Here is a 12,112-nt window from a genome sequence, read left to right on the forward strand (position 1 = left end):
CGCCATTGGCAACAGTACCGCTTATATAATGCTGAATTTCTTTGAGCAGTTATTGTATCTGCATGAATCAATAACGGTGCCGAAGCACCGTTATTGATGAGAGCTAATAACGATTAGAAGTTGTATTTCACCCCTAACATCACTGCAGTATCGCTGTAACCTTTGTCGCCCAATTGCTGGCCGACGTTACCCCAGACATTCAGTTGCTTGTTCAATTGCCCCTCAACACCCACTTTCAGTTCACCGATATTCTTCGCGCCAGCTTGTTTCACTTCAACCGCGTTCATATTGGTGCCAAAATCTTTGGTGTTGTGGATCCAGTTGGCTTCCACAAACGGTTGGAACTCGCGATCCTTGCCATTATCACTTTCGTGGTGGCCTTTCATATAAGAACGCAGCCCCAGACGGGTCTGGATATTACCGTCGCCTTGACCACTCACCTGAGTACCGTTTGCTTCACGGTGCTCGTCAGCCTTCACACCCATCCAGGTGATTTGGGCTTTCGGCTGGATAAAGTACGTTTCGTTCTTAGACTTATTCTCGCCGATTTTAAAGGTGTAGCCGCTCTCGACCGACGCGGTGATCCCTTTCGATTTATACTCTTCTGTCGCCAGACCGTCGCCCTGCACGCTATTGTTAAACCAGCTGTACTGCGCCCAACCGTCAACATACAAGCCCGACTTGTCTTCGTCGTTGGCATACCAGGTGCTGTACACCCCGGCGGTGTAACCATCAACCGAACCACTCGACTTATAGCCCGATTTCGCGTGGGTGTCGCTTTTGCTATTACCGTAACCGGCCATCACACCCAGGTGTAAACGGTCCAGACCATCGTTGCTCCACTGGGCGATATCGCCACCCAATTGCATCACATAGCGGTTGCTTTGGGTTTTCAACTGACCACTGGTGTCACGTGAACGGTTATGTCCGCCTTCGTTACGCAGCCACATGCTGGTCACTTTCTGCTCGCCAGTCAGGGCGTCGATATACTGTGTTTCGCCCAAACGATCGTGCAGACGCGTCACAAACATAGTGTTGGCTGCGGCCAGGTTCGCGGTGTAGCTGCCGGCTTCAGGACGTTTAGTTTCCTCGCCTGGACCCGCCGGGTTTTCCGGGTCGACCGGATTTTCTGGATCAACCGGCAAATTGCTCAGGCTGGTCAAATACCAGTTACTGGCGTTTGAACCCACCCCACGTACGAGTGAGTAATCATATGCACCCGCTACGATACGGCCAGGGTTCACAAACTCACCGTCGGATTGACCATTCACCTGAATGAGCTCAATACCGTTTAAGGTTTTAGCGCCCGTACCGCCCGCATTATCTACGCTTACGTTAGTGGTGCCGCTGGTGTTGCCGTTCACAATCATGCTGTCGGTGGCAGAGCTGTCGTCGCCCAGCGCGGTGTTGAAGTGCAGCAGACCGTTGTTGCCAATATAGTTGCCGTTGACCACTAATTGGTTACCGGTGGTGCCCGTACCGTCACTGGTCTTGTTACCGATAAATACCGTGCCGCTGTTGGTTAAGTCAGTGCCAACGGTAAAGATATTACTGGCCGGCGCCAGGCGAGCCAGACGGCCCATCGCCGGTACCATCGGTGCCGCTGGGTTGCCCACAAACAGCACGCCCTGGTTATCAACCGCGCCCGCTACACCACCAAAACCGCCCATAAAGGCACCGCTGGCTATATTCACCTGCTGGCTTGCCAGCGTCATGGGGTCAGCACTGCTGCCTAACATCAGGCCACCCGCATTGATATCTGTCTGGCCGGTATAGGCCGCAGATTGTGTCAACGATACGGTGCCTGTGCCGTTTTTAGTCAGGCTGCCACTGCCGCTAATGCTGTTGGCCAGCAACCAGTCACTCGCACTATTGAGCACCAATGCGCCGTCGTTGGTGACCGCCGCCGTCCCCAGATGTTCTGCCTGAGAAGCAGTTAACTGGCTGCCGTTCGTGATAGCAAACAGGCCACTGAACAGGCTGTTATCACCGCTCAATGTGATGTCGCTGCTATCTTCCAGCACCACACTGCCAGCATCACTGATAGCATTTGCTAACTGGCCCGCAGCCCCTTTCAGTGTCAGCAGACCGGCGTTAACGATATTGCCATCGCCCAGACCCGCTGCATTGTTCAGTAACGCTTGTGCGCCACTGGCAATGGTGGTCACCGCGCTCAGGCCAGTATTGGCACCCTTAACGCTCAGCACATTGGCGGCAATTGTCAGCGCGCCACTGCCGGTCAGTTCACCCTCAGACATACCGCCCTGACTCAAGGTTAAGCTGCCACCATTGAGATCAACCGTTGAGCCCGCAGTACTGTTCAGTTCGCCCACGGTTTGGCTATGACCCTTCATGTCAAAGGCGGTATCTGCTGCCAGTGATAACAGCGAGGTATTCCCCAACACATTATCATTCAGCATCTGCAAGGTGCCGCTGCGTACATCGGTAGAACCGGTGTAATCATTGTCCAGATTGGACAGTGTTACCGTATTTCCTGCACCGGTATCAATCGCCAACTCACCACTGCCCGTCACTTTGGCACTCAAATCCGCCGCAGGACCGGTTTTATTGGTGGCATACAGCGCCAGTGCATCTGCACCGCTGCCCAGCAGTTCAACTTCGGTCAGGCCGTAACCGATATACAAACCGTCGTTACCCGTACCGCTGCTCAGGCGATAATCGTAAGTGCCTTTGGCGACCGTGGTGCCATTTTGTGCAATATCGGCCGTGGTGGCATCGGTAATGACATTGCCATCCTGGTCTTTCAGCACCAGATTGCCACCATTGCCTTGCACCACCACATCACTCACCGCCAGTTGCAGCAAGGTATTGGCATCATCCTGCTCCATGATGGGCAGTACCGGATTGACCGGCGTCTGGCTGTTGTCGACGCTGTCGATGTCCACCACCACCGTCCCGGTGCCCAGCAGGTTCATCTCTTTGGTGGTATGGATAGTGCTTTTCGCCACCGTCTCACCCGGAGTGCCGGTGTTAAATTTCACCGTACCGCCGTCAAAGGCCAACCCACCGATAGTTTGCACACCGTCACCGACGGTGGTGATACTGTCCGCGCCCAGTTTCAGGGGGGCATTCACTAATGCTGCCGTGTTATCCGCCGCCAGTTCAAAGGTGGCGTGACCTAATGCCAGTACCCCGTTAAAGGCGTTCTGTGCCGCATTGGCCGTAAAATCAAAGGCATTACCGGCGGTATTAACGGCCATCGTGCCGAGGCCGTTCAACTTGCTGTTAAAGCTCACGGCATTCAGGTTATTAACCTGCAACAGACTGCCGTCACCCAGATTAAAACCGGTGTTGGCATTGTCATCCTGACTGTCACCCAGCGCCAGCAGCACATTGTCCAGTGTCAGCGTTGAGTTATTGATCAGGTTGATGTATTCCATATTCTGGATAGCATCAGCATCACTCAGGGTATACAGCGAACTGTCCAGCGTCAGCGTATCGCTGCCGGTACCGCCGTTCAGTGAGCTGAACACGCCGGTATCGGCTAATGTCAGCCCTTTCAGAATGAAGGCATCATCGCCGCTGCCGGTGGTGAAGTCAGTGCCTTTACTGCCTTGCATCAGGGTCACGGTGTTGTTGCCCGCTAACAGATCCACCTTGCCAACAATTGTGCCACCCGTGGCGTTGGTAAATGCCAGACCCGTCCCAGTATTGGTTACGACAGCCTGCTGCGTGGCGCTGTTGGCTTGAATGGTACCGCTGTTGACGAAGCTGGTGACATAACCGTTATTGATGTCCACCACCGGGCTGGTGAGTGATGTTGATATCAGGTTACCGGACTGCTCGACACGGCCGGTAGTGCCTTTGACAATCAGGGCTGCACCGCCTGCGGCATCATTGACGTTTACGCTGGCACCGGTTTTCAGATCCTGACGGGAGTTGGTGACAATCCCTTTGCCCGCGGCTGAATTGACGTTAATCACCAGACCGGCCGAGTCGGACATGTCCAGCGTATTATCGGTGATGGTGTCGCCGGTGCTGGCAAACAGAATACCGGTACCGCTGCCGTTGACATTGATCGTGCCAGAGTTGGTTGCCGCCAGGGAGGCACCGGTACGAATACCTGCACCATTACCCACCGTCAGCGTGGTGTCTTTTAACTGAATACCGGTAATTTCCGCTTTGTTTTCAATCGCATTACCTGTGCCGCCCGCGGTCATGGTGATGGTTGCGCCATCCACGGTCAGTGCTGTGGCACCGGTATCAAGCAGTACGCCATGGGCAGTGCCGCCCGCTTTGGTTTCACCGTTACCGGATAAGGTCAGGCTCGCCCCCGCACCCAGCAGATAAGCGGCGGTGCCGTCGGTTGCGTTGACGGTACCGCTGTTATTCACGGTAGAGTTAGCACCCTGAATATTGACCGCAGTCCCATTGACTGTGATGAGGTTTTGGTTGGTCAGAATCCCGCCGTCTACCAGCACGCCAGTACTGCCTGCTTGTGTAAAATCAATGGAGCCATTGTGGATAAGCTCACCGCCATTACGGGCGATATAGCCATAGGCACCAGACGCGGTGTTACCGGTAGTCAATACCGCCGAACTGGTTAAGACAGATTTTCCGGTAGCACCGGTGGCAATACCATCCAGGCCGTAGTAGTTGCCATCGACGATACCCGCAGTAGCCCCATCACCGCTCAATTCCAGGCTGGCATCTGCCGTGATGGTGCCGCTGGCGCCACCCTCGACTTTTACCCCAGTAGAGCCCTCGCCCAGGATGTTCATTGTCAAAGCACCCGAATTAAAAGTACTGTTCTCCCCGGTAACCTGGATAAGTGTTGAATTGATACCGTCAGCATCTAATGTAGAAGCATTGCTCCCCGCGAAACTGGCTCCGGTATCAATACGATATAATATCGAACCTTCAGTGGAGACTTTTTCATTACCCACGGCGCTATTATTAATGGTTGAACCAGCGCCAAATGCATAGTAACCAATCTGGTTTTTACCACTTTTAAATTCTACCTGCCCATTAGCACTGACATTGATTGTTCCATTATTACGGGCATGGACGCCGATGGTGCCGTCGCCATATAGGTTAACGTTACCTGTCAGATTCGCTACAGCATTATTACCTTCGGCCCAGATACCGTAATTAGCCCGACCTGAAGCATCGACACCACCATTGATATCAATCTCACCAGAGCTTGAGGCAGAAGCACTATCATTCACTTTTGTGGCATCAGAAAATACCTTGATACCGACTGAGTTGGTGCCATTGAGGATAATTTTACCGGTATTATTGACGTTACGGGTCTTCTCGGTAGAGGAAATACCAATGTTAATACCAGTCGGATCGCTGCTTGCACCATTGATAGTAATAGTACCAGCCTGATTTACAGTAGTATTAGCACCGCGAGCATCGATACCAACGCTGTTACTTGTCTTGCTTCCAATAATAATATGTCCGCTGGCATTATTATTAAATGTACCGTTGCCAGAAAGATATACTGCATAGGAACGCATTTTAATCAGTAGATCATCTGCCACCTGACCAATTTGACGCTGTGCTTCACGACCAATATAAATCAGGCCATTATTATTAGACGTTGAAGTACCTTGAGTAACGATACCACGATTATAATAGCCACCAGCCGCATCACCAATCTCAGCTGTGGAAGCCATATTAATAGTACCGTTGTTGGTAAATTGGGTGGTATCACTTAATAGTGCCACTGCAGTGCTCGCACTGCTGGTACGGGAGGCTACGTTAATAATGCCGTCATTGGTGACCACAGAGCTACCATTGGCTAAAATCGCAGTATGATCACCGATTGTCACATCACGTTTTTGAGTTGCAGCGAAGTCTTTGATTTCGTCATTGGTACCCGCATCTATAATCCCGGTCACACTATTATTGACCGTGCTGTTTGTTGCGAAAACAATATAGGTACCTGAAATGGTAGCTGCAGCAGAGCCAATAGTCCCATTATTGTTCAATGTTGCGCCGTTGGTTAAACGGATTAACGATGCATCAGTGTAGAATGCCTGAATATTTGCGTCAGTGCCTACGTTAACAATAGAGTGCTTACCCTCGCCATGAATAAAGGCAACCTGGTCTTTATTAACTAAATAATTAACTGCGTCATCAACACTGATTTTAGGATCTAAGATAACTTTTTGTGCGGTATTATTATTTTTTAAAGCAAGTGCCAACTGAGCTGCATACTCTTTGTCAGTCAATGTTACTTTGTTATCTTTAATCGCCTGAATAAGCGCTTCATTATAGGCTTTTAATTCTGCAAAATTAGTGACGTTTTGCTGACCGATAACACTCGTGAATTCGCCTGTGTAATCGTCAATGACAAATGAAGCCGCATAGCTTGAACTATCGGAAATATTGTTATTACGATTGCCTAAGCTAACAATAGTTTTCCCATCATAGTTAAGAACCGTATCACTTACCGAAGTATTATCAGAGACAACATGGAACACTGACGTTGTTGTTGCTGCTTGTTGTGTGTCAGTTTTCTTCTGCGTACCTTTTAAGATAGCATTAAAATAGTTGGCAGTGTCTGATGTCCAGTTAGAGCCGGTGCTACCCACATTTACAGTCATATCACTATTAGGTTGCAGCACGAAGAATCGGCGATCGACATATTGCCCATCAACACCGACTGGAAGTGAAGTAGTAACATTAATCGCTGAAGCAGGGGCACTTTGCATTTTACTGCTATCGTAAACATTGACACTCACTTTTTTGCCGGTGATCGGGTCAACATATTCAATAGCTGTTGTTTGCGCACCAATAATGAGTCGATTGAAATCGATCAATTCCGCACCAGATGTAATCAGAGACCGATCAAGTGCCCCTAAGGTCGTGCTTATATAACCGTTTTGGCCTTTAGCTATGTTCGCAAAGCTCCCCGACAAGGTATTACCTGAACCTGTGGAGATCTGTTCAAATTGAACTTCAGGTGTAAATCCGGGAACACTTATATCTGCAGCAAAAGCAGAGTTCGTCCCTAATGTAAACATCAAGGTAATGGCAATCTGGTTCAGGCGAGAGGGTGTCGTTAAACCTAAAGTTGTATCGACAGTTTCTGCACCTGAGCAAAATGACTTAATCTTTTTTCCTGATTTAGAAAACTCAGATGCAACATCGTAGCGACCTAAGGCACTATTCCAAATGACTTTAAATACTCGATTCATAAAACGCTCAATTTTCTCTATTTATTTTGGGTTATAATTAACGAGCAACATTTTTCACTTAACCAAAAAGTAAGTGTGTTGGTGAACTGCCACTGGTGAATGCTTTAAATCTGATGTTGCATTATTGGTACTTATAGTAAACGTACGGGGTTATACATATATATAGGAGAGAAAGACTACTCTTGTAGGAATAATCCCACGGCGGACGAGGAGCTAACAATTAAGGTTTATATATCAATAGATTAATTTAATTTCTTGGATAGGAATAATCTCATAATGATATGAAAGTCTTATGTAAATTAGTCTTGTTTTTTATTTTAAAACGTAATCAATTATAGGCATTTATCGGCAAGGATAAATAATATATGTCTCTTTTTAATAGAGATATTCTCCTTTTAATTCTTAACGAAAACACTATATTTAATATTGCCTATTTAATTTTAGTGAGAGTTCTTAACTAAAACCGCTCAATTATGCATAAAAAGAAAATTTATTAGTAGTTATGATCACAAAACTGATGAGTGCGATGCATCGCTCCAAATATGACTGACCTGTCCCTTGGAATAGATGCCGCTCTCTATGAGTGATATGGGTTCCTTCATGCTCGAAATCCCCCGTCAACCAACCAGTGGATGTGAAAAGGGTGTTCCGCCATTGGGGATGTGACAAATTTATCCTGAACTGCAGTGTGTAACGCGATGAGCACGCAGAAATCGGGGTGAGTGAGGTCCTTGGGTAGATATTAACAGGTGGTGTTGCCATAAAGCCTTAGAGGTCGATTAAAATTGATTCCAATGGAATCAAGGCTTGGTGACAGTGGCAACCTCAAGTGAGTGAGGGTAAGCTAGGCGCATGCTGCTAGTATCTGCTAAACTCGTGATATTGATAAGCTACTGAAAATCAGATGGTTATTAAAGTGTAGGTTGAAATTAAGATTTTACTCTACGCGCTTAAAAATACCATTAAAATCAAATAGGAAAGAATAATGGCTAACAATCGTAGTCGTCGTTTACGCAAGAAGATGCATATCGACGAGTTTCAGGAATTGGGTTTTTCCGTACAGTGGACCTTCCCTGAAGGGACTGGTGTTGATGTAATTGATAAAACTGTCGATGCTTTTATCGATGAAGTCATTGAAGCCAATGGTCTGGCATTTGATGGTAGTGGCTACTTGCAGTGGGAAGGTTTGATTTGCCTGCAAGAGATCGGTCATTGCACTGATGAGCACCGTGCATTGGTTACTAAATGGCTGGAAGCTCGCAAGTTGAAAAATGTAGAAACCAGTGAGTTATTTGATATCTGGTGGGATTGATCTTCCGGTTTAACGGCAGATAATTAATAAGGGCGCCTAAGCAGGCGCCTTTGTTTTTATCAGGCATGGCTAGTGGAAGCTGTTACTAAGTTCTATTGGGAGCATTTTTTTGGCAAAAATTTTAGAGGTAGCAACAATCTTAAATAATGCCTTACTGGCAGATATCTTACAGCAGGTTCGCCCGCTGATTGGTCAGGGGAAGGTTGCTGATTATATTCCCGCATTAGCGGAGGTCTCGGCAGATAAGCTGGGCATTGCTGTGTGTACTCTGGATGGCGAGATTTTTCAAGCCGGAGATGCTGATGAACGCTTCTCTATCCAATCGATTTCGAAAGTGTTAAGTCTGACTCTGGCATTATCCCGTTACGGCGAGCAAGAGGTGTGGCAGCGGGTAGGCAAAGAGCCCTCCGGCCAGCCCTTTAACTCACTGGTTCAGCTAGAATTAGAGAAAGGTAAACCACGCAATCCTTTTATTAATCCAGGGGCGCTAGTGGTATGCGATATGTTACAAAGCCGCTTGAGTGCGCCGAAACAGCGGATGTTGGAAGTGGTGCGCCAGCTCGTGAGCGATGATAGCATCAGCTACGATCCTCGAGTGGCTCGTTCTGAGTTTGAACATTCAGATCGTAACGCGGCTATCGCATATCTGATGAAGTCTTTTGATAATTTTGATAACGATGTGCTGACGGTACTGCAGACCTATTTCCACTACTGCGCCCTGCGCATGAGCTGTGTCGAACTGGCTCGCTGTTTTGTCTATCTGGCGAATCAGGGGCGCAGTATTGGTAGGCATAGCCCGCTGATTACGCCGATACAGGCGCGGCAAATTAATGCCTTGATGATTACCAGTGGCATGTACGATGGGGCGGGTGAATTTGCCTTCCGCGTTGGTATGCCGGGCAAATCCGGGGTAGGTGGTGGCATTATCGCCATTGTGCCGGATGAGCTGTGTATTGCGGTGTGGTCACCAGAATTGGACCATGCGGGGAACTCTCTTGCCGGAACTGCTGCCTTAGAGCTATTGGCACAGCGGATTGGCCGCTCCATTTTTTAAAACAGCGCTTCAGGAGTCTTATGTTACATAAAATGAAAGCATTACGAACGGCAGCCCTGACGGTATTGATGCTGACTGCCGGACAGGTGCAAGCTGAATATCAGTGTAGTGTAAAACCGCAGGATGATGTGATTATCAGCCCGCAATCTGTGCAGATAGTGGGAGCCAGCGGTAATTTGCAGATTTCGCCTGATGGCGATGTTACCCGTAATGGTAAAACACTGACGCTGACCGATGCGCAGCGCCAACAGGCGTTCCGCTACCAGACTGCGTTGCGCAAAGATTTGCCGTGGATAGATCAGGGTGCGCAACAGCATCTTGAAAAAGCACGAGTTTCTTTGGATAAAGTGATTGTTCAACAACTGGGGAGCAGCAGTAATGTGCGCAACCGACTCACCACATTGAATGATCAACTAAAGCAACAGATGAACCGTATCATTGAGAAACGTAGCGATGGTTTAACCTTCCATCATCAGGCCATCGATCAGGTAGAAAAAGATGGTCGCCAGTTGGTGCAGCAAAGTATGGGCGGTGTGTTGCAAGATAGCTTGAACGAGATGGGGGTTAAGCAGGCGACTAGTGGTAGTGGTGGTAATAATCCGTTGCAAGCCATTATGGGCAATCTGGGTGGGTTACAACAGGCTATTCAGAACGAATGGAATAATCAGGAACAGGAGTTCCAGCAGTTTGGCCATGAAGTCTGTGGGCGGGTGACGACACTGGAGCAGCAGCGTAAGGATTTACTTAAGGCGCTGAACTAAATCCCCTTGATATTCAATCCATTGTGGGTTAGCTAAAGCAGGTTTAGGTTGTAGGCTTCGCCTGAACCTGCTTTTTTACGCATAGATTTACAAAAACAGTTCTAGCAGTGAATTAAGGAATAATTTTCCTTTCTCGGTAATTTGCCAGTACTCATCTGTTTCGATTAAATACCCTTTGGCCAATGCCTCGTCTAACTGTGGGCGAATAGTGCTTTCAGCCAGACCAGTGAAGTGGTAGAAATCTGCCCGTGGTGCGGCTTCTAATAACCGGAAACGGTTCATAAAGAACTCAAAAGGCCGGTCAGCCGTTTCCACTTCATACTGTTTATCCAGATATTTACCCTGCATGAAGCCACGGGGATGTTTGGTCTTTATCGTCCGTAGGATGCGGCCATCGCTAAACGTGACTTTACCGTGCGCCCCGCAGCCAATTCCCAGATAATCACCAAAGCGCCAGTAATTGAGGTTATGTTGGCATTGGTAGCCCGGTTTGGCATAGGCCGAGGTTTCATACTGCTGATATCCGGCATCAGTAAGTAATTGATGTCCTTGCTGGAAAATATCCCACAGTGCATCGTCATCTGGCAAAACCGGCGGGCGTGAACTGAAACCAGTATTAGGCTCAATCGTCAGTTGATACCAAGATAAATGTGGCGGATCCAGTGCGATAGCTTGGCGCAAATCATCCAGCGCCTCTTCCAGTGTTTGATCAGGCAAGCCGTGCATTAAATCCAGATTAAAGCTACGTAAGTTCAGTGAGGTTGCCAGCTCTGCGGCTCGTTTAGCTTCATCTGGCCCATGAATCCGCCCAAGACGCGTTAATTTCTGTGCGCTAAAGCTTTGTACGCCGATGGAGATACGGTTAATACCGGCGCGTTGATAGCCGCTGAAGCGGTCAGCTTCGACAGCGCCTGGGTTTGCTTCCATGGTGATTTCAGCACCGGCTGTAAGGGGTAATCTGGCACGCACACCATCAAGCAGTTGTTGCATCGCTGCGGCACTGAGTAAACTCGGGGTGCCACCACCAATAAAAATAGTGCTAATTTCACGACCACTGGCCAGTGGTACGTCGGCATCAAGATCCGCTAATAAGTGCTCTACATATTCCTGATGAGGAACATCACCTTTCAGTGCATGAGAGTTAAAGTCACAGTAAGGGCACTTCTGCACACACCAGGGAATATGAATATAGAGACTGAGCGGCGGTAACTTAAGCATTACGCAGCGCATCCAACATCAGTTTCAGCGCCTGACCACGGTGTGATACTGCGTGTTTTTCTTCACGAGTTAATTCTGCGGCGGTTTTACCCAACGCCGGGATGTAGAAAATAGGATCATAACCAAATCCAGCCGCACCAGCAGGTTGATGGGCAATCACACCCGGCCATTGGCCGTGAAATACTAAAGGTGTTGGGTCTTCTGCATGGCGCATGTAAACCAGCACGCAGTGGAATTGGGCACCACGTTGTACATCAGGGGTATCTTTCAACGCCACTAGCAGTTTTTCGAGGTTATCTTGATCACTGGCATCAGTACCCGCGAAGCGTGCGGAGTAAATCCCTGGTGCGCCACCTAGCGCATCAACAGCAAGGCCCGAGTCATCGGCGATAGCAGGCAAACCGGTAATTTGTGCGGCATGGCGCGCTTTTAATATGGCATTTTCGATAAAAGTTAAGCCAGTTTCATCGGCGGACTCTACGCCTAGTTCGGTTTGTGCGACCACATCCAAACCAAAATCGGCCAGCAAATTTGCCAACTCACGCACTTTGCCGGGGTTACCGGTGGCTAATACTATTTTTTGCATGGAGGGATCCTG

General features: G+C 48.6%; 6 protein-coding genes. 3 read left to right on the forward strand and 3 right to left on the reverse strand.

Annotated features, from left to right (window positions below; all coding sequences use genetic code 11):
* Positions 1–113: 113 nt before the first annotated feature.
* Positions 114–7,169, reverse strand: coding sequence for an autotransporter outer membrane beta-barrel domain-containing protein (locus tag V1955_RS03485; RefSeq protein WP_442820529.1), 7,056 nt, complete (start codon positions 7,167–7,169; stop codon positions 114–116).
* 985 nt (positions 7,170–8,154) lie between these two features.
* Between V1955_RS03485 and V1955_RS03490 the strand changes: the two genes are divergently transcribed.
* From V1955_RS03490 to V1955_RS03500, 3 genes are all read left to right on the forward strand, one after another.
* Positions 8,155–8,481: a YggL family protein gene (locus V1955_RS03490; protein ID WP_083162675.1), complete on the forward strand. Its 327-nt coding sequence runs from the start codon at positions 8,155–8,157 to the stop codon at positions 8,479–8,481.
* Positions 8,482–8,590: 109 nt separating this feature from the next.
* Positions 8,591–9,535, forward strand: a complete 945-nt coding sequence (gene glsB, locus V1955_RS03495) for a glutaminase B (RefSeq protein ID WP_193784782.1) — start codon at positions 8,591–8,593, stop codon at positions 9,533–9,535.
* A gap of 20 nt (positions 9,536–9,555) precedes the next feature.
* Complete coding sequence (locus tag V1955_RS03500) at positions 9,556–10,296, forward strand: DUF2884 domain-containing protein (RefSeq protein WP_372560623.1); 741 nt, start codon at positions 9,556–9,558, stop codon at positions 10,294–10,296.
* Positions 10,297–10,383: 87 nt separating this feature from the next.
* Here the strand turns inward: V1955_RS03500 and hemW are convergent, their stop codons facing one another.
* Positions 10,384–11,514 carry a radical SAM family heme chaperone HemW gene (hemW, locus tag V1955_RS03505; RefSeq protein WP_442820530.1) on the reverse strand — a complete coding sequence of 377 codons (1,131 nt, stop codon included), beginning with the start codon at positions 11,512–11,514 and terminating at the stop codon, positions 10,384–10,386.
* The gene (gene rdgB, locus V1955_RS03510; protein ID WP_083162681.1) at positions 11,507–12,100 is read right to left on the reverse strand and encodes an RdgB/HAM1 family non-canonical purine NTP pyrophosphatase; all 594 of its coding nucleotides are present in this window, start codon (positions 12,098–12,100) and stop codon (positions 11,507–11,509) included. Before rdgB ends, hemW begins: the two co-directional genes overlap by 8 nt.
* Positions 12,101–12,112: the final 12 nt, after the last annotated feature.

Origin of the sequence: Yersinia sp. 2545 StPb PI, assembly GCF_052217125.1 — a bacterium.
Classification (GTDB): domain Bacteria; phylum Pseudomonadota; class Gammaproteobacteria; order Enterobacterales; family Enterobacteriaceae; genus Yersinia; species Yersinia enterocolitica_E.